The organism is Acidovorax sp. FHTAMBA, assembly GCF_038958875.1.
Lineage (GTDB): Bacteria > Pseudomonadota > Gammaproteobacteria > Burkholderiales > Burkholderiaceae_C > Acidovorax.
Genome location: NZ_CP152407.1, coordinates 1,476,060 through 1,491,239, shown reverse-complemented (window position 1 = coordinate 1,491,239; position 15,180 = coordinate 1,476,060). Strand labels below are relative to the sequence as shown.

The 15,180-nt window shown below is 64.3% G+C and carries 10 protein-coding genes, 1 tRNA gene and 1 pseudogene; 7 read left to right on the top strand and 5 right to left on the bottom strand.

All coding sequences use genetic code 11. The features are described 5' to 3' along the window. Positions 1–51 precede the first annotated feature (51 nt). Positions 52–3,642 (bottom strand): hypothetical protein, encoded by a 3,591-nt coding sequence (locus tag AAFF19_RS06910; protein WP_342721563.1) that lies wholly within the window; start codon positions 3,640–3,642, stop codon positions 52–54. 79 nt (positions 3,643–3,721) lie between these two features. Beyond that, a complete protein-coding gene (locus tag AAFF19_RS06905) occupies positions 3,722–4,081 on the bottom strand; it encodes a hypothetical protein (RefSeq protein ID WP_008903331.1) in 360 nt (119 codons plus the stop codon). Positions 4,082–4,455: 374 nt separating this feature from the next. Here AAFF19_RS06905 and AAFF19_RS06900 point away from each other — a divergent pair, with 374 nt between their 5' ends. Beyond that, complete coding sequence (locus tag AAFF19_RS06900; protein WP_182118365.1) at positions 4,456–5,055, top strand: hypothetical protein; 600 nt, start codon at positions 4,456–4,458, stop codon at positions 5,053–5,055. A gap of 4 nt (positions 5,056–5,059) precedes the next feature. Here AAFF19_RS06900 and AAFF19_RS06895 read toward each other — a convergent pair whose 3' ends face one another. Beyond that, positions 5,060–5,632: an AAA family ATPase gene (locus AAFF19_RS06895; protein WP_342721562.1), complete on the bottom strand. Its 573-nt coding sequence runs from the start codon at positions 5,630–5,632 to the stop codon at positions 5,060–5,062. A gap of 2 nt (positions 5,633–5,634) precedes the next feature. Beyond that, positions 5,635–8,097: a UvrD-helicase domain-containing protein gene (locus AAFF19_RS06890; protein WP_342721561.1), complete on the bottom strand. Its 2,463-nt coding sequence runs from the start codon at positions 8,095–8,097 to the stop codon at positions 5,635–5,637. A gap of 43 nt (positions 8,098–8,140) precedes the next feature. Between AAFF19_RS06890 and AAFF19_RS06885 the strand changes: the two genes are divergently transcribed. Both AAFF19_RS06885 and AAFF19_RS06880 read left to right on the top strand, forming a co-directional pair. Then, the gene (locus AAFF19_RS06885; RefSeq protein WP_342721560.1) at positions 8,141–8,848 is read left to right on the top strand and encodes a hypothetical protein; all 708 of its coding nucleotides are present in this window, start codon (positions 8,141–8,143) and stop codon (positions 8,846–8,848) included. Between the two features lie 280 nt (positions 8,849–9,128). After that, the gene (locus AAFF19_RS06880) at positions 9,129–10,106 is read left to right on the top strand and encodes a GMP reductase (protein WP_342721558.1); all 978 of its coding nucleotides are present in this window, start codon (positions 9,129–9,131) and stop codon (positions 10,104–10,106) included. Between the two features lie 199 nt (positions 10,107–10,305). Here the strand turns inward: AAFF19_RS06880 and AAFF19_RS06875 are convergent, their stop codons facing one another. Then, the gene (locus AAFF19_RS06875; RefSeq protein WP_342721557.1) at positions 10,306–11,187 is read right to left on the bottom strand and encodes an alpha/beta hydrolase; all 882 of its coding nucleotides are present in this window, start codon (positions 11,185–11,187) and stop codon (positions 10,306–10,308) included. Positions 11,188–11,316: 129 nt separating this feature from the next. Here AAFF19_RS06875 and AAFF19_RS06870 point away from each other — a divergent pair, with 129 nt between their 5' ends. The 4 genes and pseudogenes from AAFF19_RS06870 (at position 11,317) to AAFF19_RS06855 (ending at position 15,173) form a co-directional block, all read left to right on the top strand. Beyond that, entirely contained in the window at positions 11,317–12,201 is an 885-nt protein-coding gene (locus tag AAFF19_RS06870; RefSeq protein WP_342721556.1) for an NAD(P)-dependent oxidoreductase, read from the top strand. 84 nt (positions 12,202–12,285) lie between these two features. Then, positions 12,286–12,361, top strand: a tRNA-Lys gene (locus tag AAFF19_RS06865). A 338-nt stretch (positions 12,362–12,699) separates the two neighbouring features. Then, positions 12,700–13,933, top strand: a pseudogene (locus tag AAFF19_RS06860) (multidrug effflux MFS transporter). A gap of 109 nt (positions 13,934–14,042) precedes the next feature. Then, positions 14,043–15,173 (top strand): HD domain-containing phosphohydrolase, encoded by a 1,131-nt coding sequence (locus AAFF19_RS06855; RefSeq protein WP_342721555.1) that lies wholly within the window; start codon positions 14,043–14,045, stop codon positions 15,171–15,173. Positions 15,174–15,180: the final 7 nt, after the last annotated feature.

Here is a 15,180-nt window from a genome sequence, read left to right as displayed (position 1 = left end):
TCGGAACATCGGTTTGCCCCGGGCAGACGGCGCCTTGCGGGGTCAGACCACCTACATGCTCAGCAGATTGACGGCAGGCAGCACAGTCACGGACTGGTTCACCACGCCCGTAGAGGGGATGGTGTAGGTGTAGCCCGGGTTGGCGGCGAACGCAGCGTTACCCGCAACCCCTACGACGCCTGTGATGGCGCCACCCACGTTGCGCACACTTCCGGACGTCATGCCCGCAGCAGCGGCCGACATGTTGCCCACGATGGTCACCGCGCCGGTGATCACACCCTGGTTGATCACCGAGTTGGAGACCCCTCCGACGGCTGCGTTGCCCTGGTTCCCGGCAATGACCACAGTGCCTGCCATCACGCCTTGATTGACCAGCGAGTTGACCGTGCCCCCCAGGGTTGCGCTCCCCCGGTTTCCCGCGATGAGTACGCGCCCCGAGAGTTGCCCTCGGTTGTCCACACTGTTGACAGTGCCGCCCCCGGTGGCGTTGCCCTGGTTGCCTGTCAGCACCAACTGTGCGCCGGTGATGCTGCCCCTGTTGTGAACGCCATTGACAAGCCCGCCGCCGGTAGCACGGCCGGTGTTGCCCGCCAGCAAGATCTGGCTGCCGCGTATCGAACCCGACCCCGTAACGCCGCTGACCTTGCTATTGCCACCCTGCGCGCTGGCCTGGTTGCCCAGGATGGTGATGCTGGATGCCGTGATGCTGCCGTCGGCGCGCACACTGTTGGCAACACCGCCGTTGGCAGACCCCGCATTGCCCAGGATGGTGATCTGGCTGCCCGTGATGCGGCCGTTGCCGACCACGCTGTTGATGGCGCCACCTTCGCGCGCCGAGCCCTGGTTGCCCAGGATGGTGATGCTGCCGCCCTGCAGGCTGCCGCCCACGTCCACACTGTTGGCCACACCCTGCTGGGCCGCGCCCTGGTTGGCGGTCACGGTGACGGAAGACGCCGCAATGCGGCCACGGCTTTGGGCGCGCACACTGTTGGCGAGGCCGTCGCGGCCAGACGCCTGCGCGGTTCCCTGGTTGCCAGCAACCTGCACCGAGCTGCCCTGCACGGTGCCGTCCACCTGCACACTGTTGGCCAGCGCCGTGCTGCCCCCGTCTGCCTGGGTGGACCCGGCGGTGTTGCCAGCGATCAGCGTCTGAAGCGCATCCACACGACCCCCGGCACCTTGCGAAAAGCTGTTGGCGGCCGCCAGGCCTTCGGTGGCGTGCACGCGGCCCGCCGTGTTGCCCAGCAGTTGCAGGCTGGCCGCGCGCATGCTGCCCAGCACCTGAATTGCGTTGGCGTTGGCCTGGCCCACACCCTTGCCGAAGGCGGCAAACCCGGCCACGGTTCCTTCGCGTCCCTCGCTGCGCACGTCCGACGCCGTGTTGCCCGCCAGCGTGAGCGTGCTGGCGTCCACGCGGCCCTGCGCATTGATCGCCAGCGCATTGGTGTTGATGCGCCCCCCGTCGGCGTTGAGCCCACGTGCCGTGTTGCCCGCGACCTGCAGGCTACTCTGTGCCAGAGCGGGGGTGCCCGAGCCATCCATATAAAGTCCGTTGGCCGCCAGCACGCCGTTGGACTTGGTGCCCACACCCAGCGCCTGTGCACCACTGCCCGTGGCGCGAATGTCGTCAGCGGTGTTGCCCGCAATGACCACGGGACTGCCCTGCACGCGTGCACCGCGGTACGCAGCCAGCGCGTTGACGAGCGCGGTGCCGCCCAGCGCCTGCACGTTGCGCGCGGTGTTGCCCGCAATGAGCCAGGGCGACGATGCGTCGACCAGCGCGCCGTCGTGCAGCACCAGCGCGTTGGCGGCGGCGCGCGCGCGGCTCTCGCGTCCGGCCAGGCCGCCCGCACCCGATACGGAGTCGGCAGTGGTGGCAATGTCGCTGGCGTTGTTGCCACTGAGCGTGCCGGCGGCAGAGAGCTGCGAAGGCGCCCCCGACCCGTTTTCGAGCGCCACGCTGTTGGCCATCAGTGCACCGCCACGCGCATTCAGGCGCGACGCGGTGTTGCCTGCCACGGTAAGCGTCGAAGCATCCAGCTGCGAGCCCGTGACGGCCAGGGTGTTGGCCAGCGCAGCCGACTGCTGGCTGGCAGAAAACAGCAGCCCGCCCCCTGCCTGCGCGGCATAGCCTGTGGACTGCACGCCGTCCGCCCGGTTGCCTGCCAGGGTGACGGTAGAGCCCTGCACGCGGCCTTCGGTCACCATGAGCGTGTTGGCAGCGGCCAGCCCGCCCGACCCTGTGATTGACCTGCCCTGATTGCCGCTGACGGCAATGGTTGCGCGATCGAGCGTGGACTGGTGGTCTGCCACCACCGTGTTGGCCAGGGCGCGTCCGTTGCGCTCCATGGCGCCCACCACGCCGCCACCGATCGAGCCCGATGCACCGGCGGTGCGCACCTGCTCGGCCGCATTGCCGGCCAGCAGCACCTGGCCGCCCTGTGCGGTGGCGTTGTCCAGCCACAGGCTGTTGGCTGCCGCGCCGCCGCCGGTGGCAACCACATCGCGCGCCTCGTTGCCGCTCAGGCGGTGCACTGGCCCGGCGACCAGTTCGCCACGGCTGACGGAGATGGTGTTGGCGAGTGCTGCAGCAGACACCCGGACATCGGCCAGTGCCCCGCCCAGAATGCTGCCCTCCCCACCCCAGGCCTGGACATTGCGCGCCCTATTGCCCGACACGCTGCCCCGGTAGCCCGCGGAGTCCGCAAGCTGGTGGTCTGAAAAACTGATGCTGTTGGCCAGCGCACTGCCGCCAGTGGCGATCACCTGGCGGGCTTCGTTGCCCGCCAGCGTGAGCTGCGCGCCCTTGAGCTCGCTGGAGGCGAGCATCACTGCGTTGGCAGCGGCCACACCGCTCAGGTCGACCTGCGCGATGGTGCCGCGCCCCACGCCAGAGCTGCCACCACCCGCACGCACGTCTTCAGCGCGGTTGGCGGTTTGCACAACGCGGGTGGTGTCCAGGCTGGACCGCGCGGCCGTAAGCGCGTTGGCCAGGGCCGAGCCGCCAATGGACGTGATGCCACGTGCTTCGTTGCCAGATACATGCAGCTCGGAGTTTCTTACCTGTGTCGCATCCAGCAGCACGCTGTTGGCCGTGGCACGGCCGGGCATCTGCAGCGACCCGGTGCCCAGCAGCACCTCGGCCTTGGCGCCGAACGCGGCCACCTCCGCGGCGCGGTTGCCCTGCACCATCACTTGACTGGACGTGAGCGGCTTGGCCCCCGTGCCGCTGGCGGCCAGCACCATGTTGGCCGTGGCTGCACCGCCGAGCGCGTGCACAAAACCGTTGACCTGATTGCCCAGCACCTGCACCTGCGACTGGCGAACCTGCATGGCCGCCAGCCCGATACCGTTGGCCTGGGCCGTGCCTGCCAGATCCACGCGCATGCCTGCATTGGCCAGGGCGGAACCCTTGCCGCCCGTGGACACCACGGGGCCTGTGGACTGGTTGCCTTGCACGCCTATGCGGCTCGTGCCGTCCACTTCGGTGCCAGCGCTGTTCTTGTGCCAGCCCAGCCCCCCCAGCATCGACTCTTGCGCCGCTGCCTGTATCGGCGTCACCGTGATCGAGGCTGCGAGCAGCCACAGGGTGGCGCCAGCGCCCCCGCGTGGCGACTTGGTTGTGTTGCGCGATGGTTGCACCCGCAGCCCTTTGTGTTGGTGTTCGTTTCACAGGCCACCCGGGCAGCGCCGGGGGCCTGCATTGCTGGCCTGTGGGCGATCAGTTGATGTTGATGCTGTTCACATTGGCCGTGCCCCCGATGGCCTTGATGTCGGTGGCCTCGTTATTGCTGACCGTGATTTCGGAGTTGCGGATCTTGGAGCCGGTGATGTTGACGCTGTTGACGTTGGCAACGCCTTCCATGGAGATTTCTCCGACCTTGATGCCGGCCTTGCCGCCACCAGCGATCACGTTCGTGGCCTTGTTCCCGGTCACGGTGATGCGGCTGTTGGTGACCTCGGAACCCGCAGAGCCCTTGCCCGAGAACAGGCCGGGGATGGCAACGTTGCCGCTCTGGGCAAAGGCAGCACCGCAGGTCAAGGCCAGCGCGGCGACGGTGGTAATGGCGAGTTTGCGCATATCCATAATCCTTCAAAGAGTTGAAATTAATCGACGGGCAGCCTGTTGCGGCTTGCAAACGGATTCTTGTGGAGCGCGCCAGCCAATGGGTAATCAAATGTACCGAGTGACCGAGCCCTGGTTGCCCTGTGTTATCCACAGGCGTTGGATCAGATCAAATTGATGCGCAGCGCTGGCCAGTAGGTAAGCGGCAGAACACCATTGACCTCGATGTGGCGCAGATTTCCACAGTGGACAGGCGCACGACACTTGTCAATTCAACTCCTGCGATATAACAAGTATTTACATTTCAGATCATTATGAAATGACATACACATTCAGTCATCTTCCCAATTAATAAAATGAACAGATATTCGCTTCAAACTGTCATAAAAATGAAATCAATAATCACGCGCAGCGGCGCATATATCGCCACCGTGTGGGCCCTCCTGGGGTGTTCCCCTTCAGGCCCCGCCATCAGCTACCCCAGCGACGCACAGCTGTCGGCCGCATTGGAGGCACAGTTTGCGAGCGATCGCCACAGTGCAGCGGCACGCGACCTGATCCGGACGTTGGGCGGAGAGAGCGGTCGCCTGCGGTACCACATCCGCCATGTGATCCATCGCCAAGGGTCGTACGACACGCGTTATGACGCCGTGCTGGTCATGGGCCAGTCAGGTACGCAGAGCCTGCAGGCCCTGTATGCAAGCATGATTCCCGAGGCCGAGCGCGCCAAGCTGCCACAGGCCAGCCTGGAGGCCTACGAAGGTTGGCTCAGGCAGCAGGCGCAGGCGCTTCAAAAAACATCGGAGGCCCAGGCGCAATCCCTGCTGAACACGCTGGAGCTTCTGGGCAAGTGCTACCGGGACCAAAAGGCCGGCGCCGAGGTCACGGTGATGGAAGGCCTGGGCGCCCTGGTGTCGCCCGAGCGCAATGGATGGTTTGCAGAAAAACTGGCGCTGCCCGACACGGTGGCGCGCTGCCTGCCCGCCTGATCCATCAGCCTGGGGGCGCTGCAGCGCGCGGCGTGATCTGCGACCGCAGGGCCGCCAGAACCAGCGCGGCGGCATCCCGTGCGTTCAAACGGGCGGTATCCACCAGGAGACGGTGGCCACGGCCCTCTGCCCAGGGCGCGTAGTCATGGCGCTGAACGGCATCCCAGGTCGGCACGGCCAATCCGGCCACGTCGCCCACCCTCGTTTCCACCCGGCGCCGGTGCTCCGCTGCGTCGGTGCAGACAACCTCCACGAACAGCGACGGCACCTGCACTGCCTCCGCCACGGAGCGCCAGGCGTTGCGCGTCACCTGCAGCGGATTCACGCAGTCAGCAAGCACCGGCAAGCCCTGCGCAAGCTGTGTGCGCGCCAGGGCGTATGCCACCAGGTACCCTGCCGCTCCCACATCGCCGCCCGCCAGCACGTTGGAGTCCCGCAGTGCCTGTTCAATGGTGTCGATGCGCAGATACACCGCGGGCCACTGCGACAGCAAGGCGTGTGCGACGCTGCTCTTGCCCACGCCGGGCAACCCGCCCAGCACCACCAGCACCGGCAACGGCGCCGGGGAAGCGGCCATGGTCAATCCACCACCGTCAGTTTGGCCACCGACAGCGCCAGCCACTTGGTGCCGTGGCGCGGGAAGCTGACCTGCGCGCGCGCGTCGTCGCCCGTGCCCTCGATGGCCAGCACCTTGCCTTCGCCGAACTTGGTGTGGAACACGTTGATGCCTGCGCGCAGGCCGTGGGACGGTGCAGTCTTCTGCACGGGCACCGGAGGGCTCGCAAAGGTCTCGGATTTGAAGCCAAATTGGCCTCTAGCGCTTGATGGATAAGCGCCACCTGCTCCTGAATTAGGAGCATACGATCCAAACCCCTGCTGCTTGGGCGTGATCCACTTGAGCGCGGCCTCAGGCAGCTCGTCAAAAAAGCGGCTCTTGATGTTGTAGCGCGTCTGCCCATGCAGCATGCGCGTTTGCGAGTGGCTCAGGTACAGGCGCTTGCGCGCACGGGTGATGGCCACGTACATCAGTCGGCGCTCTTCCTCCAGGCCGTCACGTTCGGTGGACGAGTTTTCGTGCGGGAACAGGCCCTCTTCCATGCCGCCGATGAACACGGCATCAAACTCCAGCCCCTTGCTGGCGTGCACGGTCATCAGTTGCACGGCGTCCTGGCCGGCCTGGGCCTGGTTGTCGCCCGCTTCGAGCGCGGCGTGGGTCAGGAAGGCGGCCAGGGGCGAGAGGGTTTCGCCGGTGTCGGCGTCCACGATACCCGGCACGGCGGGCTTCAGGGGTTCGTCCAGCACCGGTGCGTTGGGGTCCAGCCCCTGGCTGACCGGGCTTTGGGCGCTCTGGGTGAGCGGCGTGCCATGCTCGTCCAGTGGCAGGGCCACGGCGTCGCGGCCAAAACCTTCCTGCGTAACAAAGCTCTCGGCGGCGTTGACCAGTTCTTCCAGGTTCTCGATGCGGTCGGCGCCTTCCTTCTCCGTGCGGAAGTGCTCCACCAAGCCCGTGGATTCGAGCATCTGCTCGATGATGCCGCGCAGGTTCAGCCCCTGCGTATGCTCGCGCAGCACGTCCACCATGGCCACAAACGCGCCCAGGTTGGCGCCCGCCTTGCCGGGCACGGCGCTCACCGCGTCGTGCAGCGAGCAACCGGCGGCGCGGGCCGCGTCCTGCAGCACCTCGATGCTGCGCGCACCAATGCCGCGCGGCGGAAAGTTGACGACACGCGTGAAGCTGGTGTCGTCGTGTGGGTTCTCCAACAGGCGCAGGTAGGCCAGTGCGTGCTTGATTTCAGCACGCTCAAAAAAGCGCAGTCCACCGTACACGCGGTAGGGCACGCTGGCGTTGAACAGCGCCGACTCGATCACCCGGCTTTGCGCATTGCTGCGGTAGAGCACGGCGATTTCCTTGCGCTCAAAGCCGTCGTTGCGCACGAGTTGCTTGATCTCATCGACCATCCACTGCGCCTCCGCCAGGTCAGAGCTGGCTTCGTACACGCGCACGGGCTCGCCCGCGCCCTGCGTGGTGCGCAGGTTCTTGCCCAGGCGGCGGCTGTTGTGGCTGATGAGGGCGTTGGCCGAATCAAGAATGTTGCTGTAGCTGCGGTAGTTCTGCTCCAGCTTGATCTGGCGCTGCACATCAAACTCGCGCACAAAGTCGGTCATATTGCCCACGCGCGCACCGCGAAAGGCGTAGATGCTCTGGTCGTCGTCGCCCACGGCGATGACGCTGCCGCGCGCTTCAAAGCGCCCGCCCACCTCATTGCCCGCCAGCTGCTTGAGCCAGGCGTATTGCAGCTTGTTGGTGTCCTGAAACTCGTCCACCAGGATGTGCTGAAAACGGCGCTGGTAATGCTCGCGGATCGGGTCGTTGTCGCGCAGCAGTTCGTAGCTGCGCAGCATCAGCTCGCCGAAGTCCACCACGCCTTCGCGCTGGCATTGTTCTTCATACAGCTGGTAGATCTCGACCTTTCTGCGCGCATCGCTGTCATGCGTTTCGACATCGCCCGGGCGCAGGCCCTCTTCCTTGCAATTGGCAATGAAGTACGACAGCTGCTTGGGCGGAAAGCGCTCGTCGTCCACGTTGTGCTGCTTGCAAAGGCGCTTGATGGCCGAGAGCTGGTCTTGTGTGTCGAGGATCTGGAACGACTGCGACAGCCCCGCCGCCTTGTGGTGCGCGCGCAAGAGCCGGTTGCACAGGCCGTGGAAGGTGCCAATCCACATGCCACGCACGTTGACCGGCAGCATGGCCGACAGCCGCGCCACCATTTCCTTGGCGGCCTTGTTGGTGAAAGTGACAGCCAGAATGCCGCCGGGCGTGGCGTAGCCGTTTTGCAGCAGCCAGGCGATGCGGGTGGTGAGCACACGCGTCTTGCCCGAGCCTGCGCCCGCCAGTATCAGTGCGTGGCCTGCGGGCAGCGTGACGGCCGCCAATTGCTCGTCGTTCAGATTGGCCAAAAGGGGCGATGCGGCCGAGGCTGCACCGGAGTGTGGGGGCACCAGGGCATCCGGCGCGCCCGAAAACGGGTCTTGTGGGAACATGCGGCCATTGTAGAAACCGCCCCGGCGCCCGCTTCATCTGCCCATGAAAAACATTGCCTGCACCCTGGCCAGCGTATTGGTTCTGGCCCAGCCATCCTCTGCACTGGCCCAGGCCAGTTGCAGCAGCGACGGCACGCCGCAGCCCGTGGCCATTTTCGAGCGCTTCATCAGCTCAGACTGCGAGGCCTGCTGGACCGATGCAGCCACACCGTCGCCCTCTGCCACCGCAGGTGCGGTGGTGCTGGACTGGATCGTGCCGGGCCAGGCCGGTGATGAAGCCCCCCTTTCGGCCGCCGCCACCAACGATGCACTGGCGCGACTGCAGGCCCTGGGCCGCGCACCCCCTGCGGCCACCGATGTGTACACCGCCGCGGTGGAAGGCGCCCGGCCCGCCCGCCTGCGCGTGGCCCATGGCCTGCCCTTCAACGACTATCTGGGCACCGCCATCGCATTCACACCCACACGGCGCTACGGCGCGGCGCCCGATGCGATGGCGTTTTATCTGCTGCTGGTGGAATCCGTGCCGGCAGGCACCGAAGGCACGAGAGTCGGCCGGAATATGGTTAGAAATATGCTCCAGGGCACATGGGACAAGCGCGATACGCTATCAAATTCAAAGCAAACAAAATGGATGGAATCCCGGTCCATGCGCATACCGGACGGCGCGCAACCCGAGCGGCTGCGCATGGTGGGCTGGGTGCAGGACGCGCAGGGCCGCGTGGTGGCCGCAGCACAGTCGGCTTGCCGCTAGGCCGCCCGGCCTACCCGAAAGTCGTAAGCGGCACACCGACCGCAGCAGCCCCGGGCGCCTTGGTGATACCGCTCATACCACCAAGGTTATAGGGCCCGTCGCGCAGGCCGGTAGAATCAAGCACCGGGCCCAAGTTTCTTGACGCCCGGTTTTTTGTGCCCGCGCAATTTGCGGGGTCGGAGCTGGCTCACACGCCAGTGCCCACAAAGCCGGGCCCAAGCCAAGCGCCCACCGCAGCAAAAATTGTTTTGCCGCGTCCTTTGATGGAGCTTGGAATCTCATGGAAATTTTCGACTACGACAACATCCTTCTGCTGCCGCGCAAATGCCGCGTGGAAAGCCGTTCGGAGTGCGATGCCAGCGTGGAGCTGGGCGGCCGTTCGTTCCGCGTGCCGGTAGTGCCTGCCAACATGAAAACGGTGGTGGATGAAAAAATCTGCACGTGGATGGCGCAAAACGGCTACTTCTACGTGATGCACCGGTTTGATCTGGACAACATCCAGTTCGTGAAGGACATGCATGCCAAGGGCTGCTATGCCTCCATCTCGCTGGGCGTCAAGCAGCCGGACTACGCCACGGTGGACCAGCTCGTGGCCCTGGGCCTCACGCCCGAATACATCACCATCGACATCGCCCACGGCCATGCCGACACGGTCAAGGCCATGATCGGCTACCTCAAGCAGCACCTGCCCAAGGCCTTCGTCATCGCAGGCAATGTGGCCACCCCCGAGGCCATCATCGACCTGGAAAACTGGGGAGCTGACGCCACCAAGGTGGGCGTGGGCCCGGGCAAGGTGTGCATCACCAAGCTCAAGACCGGTTTTGGCACTGGCGGCTGGCAGCTCTCGGCCCTCAAGTGGTGCGCGCGTGTGGCCACCAAACCCATCATTGCCGACGGGGGCATCCGAAGCCACGGAGACATCGCCAAAAGCATCCGCTTTGGCGCGACGATGGTGATGATCGGCTCGCTGTTTGCGGGCCACGAAGAATCGCCCGGCAAGACGGTGGAAGTTGACGGAGAGCTCTTCAAGGAATACTACGGCTCTGCCAGTGATTTCAACAAGGGCGAGTACAAGCACGTGGAAGGCAAGCGCATCCTGGAGCCCATCAAGGGCAAGCTGGCCAACACGCTGGTGGAGATGGAGCAGGACGTGCAAAGCTCCATCAGCTACGCGGGCGGCAAGAAGCTGATGGATATCCGCAAGGTGAACTACGTGATCCTGGGCGGCGACAACGCCGGTGAGCATCTGCTGATGTGAGGGCGGGCGCCGGGTGCGTAGTCCTACGGCTTTCTCACTATCGGGCACCAAAGCATGCCCAGCGCACTGCCTGGGCCAGCGGACACCGCGCAAGGGCCGCCATGCCGCGCAGGCGGCGCTCTACTTGCGTGCGCTGGTGGCGCCCCCCCTTCCCGAGAGGAGGCGGAAGGCGCCCAGCGCCACAGGGGTTTGCTTCGGTTCATGCCCGCAGCAGGTTCAGCGCCATGTGGTGCAGGTCATGCCCAGGCGTTGCCAGCGCATCCACGATGCTGAAGTGGTGCAGCCCAGGCAGCACCTGGCTGCGCGGCACAAAGTGGCTACCCCAGGCGTCTTGCATGAGCTGGTTCTGCCGCAGGAACTCGGGGCTTTCCTCTGCGCCGACCGCACAGAACAGCGTACCCGCAGGCGGCTCCAGCAGGCGCGCGGGGCTGTACTGCAGCACCTGCTGGTCGGTGAGGTTCAACACCGACTGGTACATGGGGGTGTACATGATCGGCTCCAGGTCGTGCACGCCGGAAATGGAAAGCGCATTGCGCACCAGCCGGTCGGGGAGCCCCTGGCCAATGAGCGGCCACACACTGGTGAGCAGCAAAGCCGCCAGATGCCCCCCGGCAGAATGCCCCGCCACCGTGATGCGGGCGGGGTCTCCCCCATGCTCGCCGATGTGGCGCCACACCCAGCCCAGCGCCTTTTCCATCTGGCGAACGATGTGCGGAATGGTGACCGGTGCCTCCGGCGTGCCGGGGCACAGCGCGTAGTTCACCACCACCACGCACACACCCGCCTGGTTGAACGGTGGGGCGATGAACGAATGATCTGCCTTGTCGAGCGAGCGCCAGTACCCGCCGTGAATGAACACCAGCACGGGAGCGCCTGCAGCGGCGGGCCGTGCAGAAGGAAAGATGTCCAGTGTTTCGCCCGCTCCCGTGCCATAGGCCACATCCAGCACACAGGGGTGGCTTGCACGCACCCGGGCCGATTCGTCTGCCCAGCGCTGAAGGTAGTCCATGTGGTCGGGCACCAGCGCGCGGTTGTTGTACATGCGCTCCAGCCAGGCGGGGTCATGCGGGGGCAGGCTCATGGGTAGGGTCTCCTGTAGCGGTGCGGCATCATCATTCCAATCCCGCGGCGCTGCAAGCTCCGTGACAGGGTGACGCACCAAAAAAGCACATGATGTACGCCAAGATAACGATCCTGGATGAATGACGCCATGACCACCACCCCACTTCGCATTGCCGTGCTGGGCACAGGAATGATGGGCCAGCCCATCGCCCGGCGATTTCACGCCGCTGGCCACCTTGTGCATGCCTGGAACCGCACCCAGGCCAAGGCCGAGCCTCTGGCCGCGCTGGGAATCGCCGTGCACGACACCGCGGGCGGGGCCGTGGAGGGGGCTGATGTCGTGGTCAGCCTGCTGGAAAACGGCCCGGCGGTGGGACAGGTCCTTTTTGAAGCTGGCGCAGCGCGCGCCATGCGCAAAGGTGCCCTGTTCATTGACATGGCTTCCATCCAGCCAAGGGAAGCACGCGACCACGCTGCGCGCCTGGGCGAGATGGGGCTGGCCCACCTGGATGCCCCGGTATCCGGTGGCACCGTGGGCGCGGAAAACGGCACGCTCGCCATCATGGTGGGGGGCCGCGCTGAAGACTTTGCAAGGGCGCAACCCTTGTTTGCTGCGTGTGGCCGGGCCACCCACGTGGGCCCGCACGGCGCCGGCCAGCTCACCAAGCTCGCCAATCAAATGATCGTGGGCATCACCATTGGAGCGGTCGCCGAGGCATTGCTGTTTGCATCCAAGGGCGGCGCGGACATGGCCAAGGTGCGCGAGGCCATCCAGGGCGGTTTTGCCGACAGCCGCATCCTGCAACTGCATGGACAGCGTATGGTGGACCGTGACTTTGCCCCACGCGGCCGCATGGCCGTCCAACTCAAGGATATGCGCAACGCACTGGCAACGGCGGGTGAGATCGGATTCGACGCGCCCATCACCACCCTCTTCGAGAATCTGTATGCACAAGGCGTCGATCATGGGCTGGGCGAGCTGGACCACAGCGGTCTGTTTGTGGAACTGGCAAGCCGCAACGCACTGCAATAATTTTGAGACCCCTTGCCAGCCGGCAAAAAGTTAGTGCATAATTCGAGGCTCTGCAGCAACGCAGACAGATTTACAAAAAAGTTTGGGTTCTTAGCTCAGTTGGTAGAGCAGCGGACTCTTAATCCGTAGGTCGAGTGTTCGAGTCACTCAGGACCCACCAAACACAGGCCGCAAGGCACAAAGCGCCGACGCTATTACAAAGATAGCGGCGGCGTTTTTTTTTGAGCTCCGCAGACTCACCAGAGCATCGGTGATGCAGCGCCTGCTGCTCCGCAGACTCACCGGAGCATCGGTGATGCAGCGTCTGCACAGAATCAACGCCACCTGACCCGGGGTACTGAAACACCATGGGGGAGCCTCCCCAAATGCCCACAACCCGGGCTGGATCCTGTACGGCGCACGCCAGGTTTTTCGCAGCGATGAGCAAGGCAAGGAAAAGGGCCAGGGTGCCGACAATACAGAGCCTTTGCTAAAACCAGACCCCGCTACCAATTCCGCATGAACCCCAACGCCCACACGCTCTGGCGCGCACCCCAATGGGCTCTGGCAGCCCTTCTTGCCGTGCTGGGCATGCTGGGGCCTTTCTCGATCGACACCTACTTACCCGCATTTACAGGCATTGCCAAAGCGCTGGATGCCACCCCGATAGAGATGCAGCAGACGCTGTCTGCCTATCTGTTCGGGTTTGCATTCATGAACCTTTTCCACGGGGCGCTGGCGGACAGCTTTGGACGAAGGCCGGTCGTGTTGTGCGGAATCGCGATGTTCACGGTGGCCTCGGCCGGTTGCGCCCTGTCGCAAACCATCGAGCAACTGATAGCGTTCAGGGCGTTGCAGGGTTTGTCGACAGGCGCAGGCATTGTGGTGTCGCGCGCCGTCATTCGCGACATGTTCCCTCCCGCACGTGCACAGCAGGTCATGAGCCAGGTGACCATCTATTTTGGTGTTGCCCCTGCCATTGCACCCATCGTTGGCGGCTGGCTGTTTGTACACGCGGGCTGGCACAGCATCTTCTGGTTTCTGACGCTGGTCGGGGTGGTGCTATGGATCGCAAATTTCCGGCTGTTGCCCGAAACACTGCAGGCCGACCATCGACAGCCGTTCAACATTCCGCATCTGATGCGCGGGTACTGGCAGCTGGGTTCGAGCGCCCGCTTTGTGCTGCTGGCACTCGCAAGCGGCATTCCCTTCAATGGCATGTTTCTGTACGTACTGGCAGCCCCCGCCTTTCTGGGCGAACACCTTGCCCTGGCGCCTACCCAGTTCTACTGGTTTTTTGTACTCACCATTTCTGGAATCATGGCGGGCGCGTGGCTCAGCGGACGACTGGCTGGCAGGATCCCTCCAAAAAAGCAGATACGGCACGGCTTTGTCATCATGTTCAGCGTCGCGGTCTGCAATCTGGTAGCAAACTTTCTGTTCACGCCCCACGCAGCCTGGTCGTTGTTGCCCATTGCCATTCTTTGCGTTTGGCTGGGCGTTGATGGTGCCCGTGGTGACCTTGCTCGTACTGGACCTGCACCCTGAGCGCCGTGGCATGGCGTCATCGATGCAGGCCTTTGTGGGATCCACAGCAAACGGCGTGGTTGCGGGCGTACTCGTCCCACTGGTCATGCATTCAACCATTCTGCTGGCCTTGGCATCGCTGTGCATGATGGGCATAGGCATGGCGGCATGGATGTACCTGCATCGGCGATGGCCCGATGTTGGCCGAACGGTGACTCCCGGTTGAGCCTCGGATTTGTGCATCACCGCACATGCTGCAACAATGACGTGCATTGGCGCCTTGGCGCCCCGGGCGCATGCCGACAGTCCGACGCCCGGAGGCTCAAAGAACCGCCATGCAACTTTTGAAACTGGTAGAGAGCAAAGTCCGGGTAGGCATCCCACTACCCTGGAATGTGCGCAACCAGGATTGCACCTTGCTGCTTGCGCAAGGACACGTCATTCACAACAACACCCAGCTGGAAACCCTGCTGGACCGTGGCATGTTTGTCGATATGGAGGAGTACAAGGCTGTGGAAGCCTTGCAGGAACCGGAAGCCAAGCCTCCCATCAGTCTTTACACCCGCTGGACCCTCGCCATCGACGCGCTGGAAGTGATCCTGCCGCATTTCAGCGACGCGCCCGACGGCCTTGACGCCATTCACGCGCTGGCAGACGAGATTCTGGAACTCGCTGATGTTGACGCCGATCTCGGCCTTTTCGTGGCCATCCGGCAAGATCAGGCAAAGCACCTGCGCTACGGATACAGCCATGCCGTCCATACCGCCTTCCTGTGCGGGCTGATGACACAGCAGCTGCATTGGTCAAGCGAGCGCGCGCGATTGATCACACTGGCCGCGCTCACGATGAACGCAAGCATCGCAGAGTTGCAGACGCACATGGCGGCGCAAGACTACCCCGCACTCGATCGGCAACGCGCGCAGATACGACTGCACCCTGAACACAGCGTCGCACTCCTTGAGAAAGCCGGCGTCGCCGATTCAGAGTGGCTCACCACAGTCCTGCAACACCACGAGCAGAATGGGGGTACGGGCTATCCGAAGGGTATTTCAACGGTCAGCGAGGCTGCGCAAGTGCTCCGTATGGCAGATGTGTTCATCGCACGCATCACCCCAAGGCAACTGCGCCAATCACTGTCCATCCAGGACGCTGCACGGTGCATGTTCAAAGAGGACAAGGGCGGTCCGCTGTCCATGGCAGCCATCAAGGTGCTGGGGATCTACCCCCCCGGGGATCTCGTAAAACTGGCGTCCGGGGAGATGGGTATCGTGATGCGCCGCGGCCCCGAAGCGCGCTGCCCGCTGGTGGCAGCAGTGACTGACCACCATGGCAAGGGAGTCAGCACGACCCTGCACCGCGACACCTCCCTCGCAGAGTACGCCATCACGGGCCCCGCAACAGAACGAGCCTCGCTCTCCCGGGTACCACCGGAACGGCTGTACGGCTACGCCGTCCCCGCCCACTGAAACAACT

Excerpts from the sequence above, each read along its gene's own strand:
- AAFF19_RS06885 (WP_342721560.1), top strand. The coding sequence starts at position 8,141 with ATGAAAAACATTGCCTGCACCCTGGCCAGCGTATTGGTTCTGGCCCAG.
- AAFF19_RS06895 (WP_342721562.1), bottom strand. The coding sequence starts at position 5,632 with ATGGCCGCTTCCCCGGCGCCGTTGCCGGTGCTGGTGGTGCTGGGCGGG.
- AAFF19_RS06870 (WP_342721556.1), top strand. The coding sequence starts at position 11,317 with ATGACCACCACCCCACTTCGCATTGCCGTGCTGGGCACAGGAATGATG.
- AAFF19_RS06890 (WP_342721561.1), bottom strand. The coding sequence starts at position 8,097 with ATGTTCCCACAAGACCCGTTTTCGGGCGCGCCGGATGCCCTGGTGCCC.
- AAFF19_RS06880 (WP_342721558.1), top strand. The coding sequence starts at position 9,129 with ATGGAAATTTTCGACTACGACAACATCCTTCTGCTGCCGCGCAAATGC.
- AAFF19_RS06875 (WP_342721557.1), bottom strand. The coding sequence starts at position 11,187 with ATGAGCCTGCCCCCGCATGACCCCGCCTGGCTGGAGCGCATGTACAAC.
- AAFF19_RS06900 (WP_182118365.1), top strand. The coding sequence starts at position 4,456 with ATGAAATCAATAATCACGCGCAGCGGCGCATATATCGCCACCGTGTGG.
- AAFF19_RS06905 (WP_008903331.1), bottom strand. The coding sequence starts at position 4,081 with ATGCGCAAACTCGCCATTACCACCGTCGCCGCGCTGGCCTTGACCTGC.
- AAFF19_RS06855 (WP_342721555.1), top strand. The coding sequence starts at position 14,043 with ATGCAACTTTTGAAACTGGTAGAGAGCAAAGTCCGGGTAGGCATCCCA.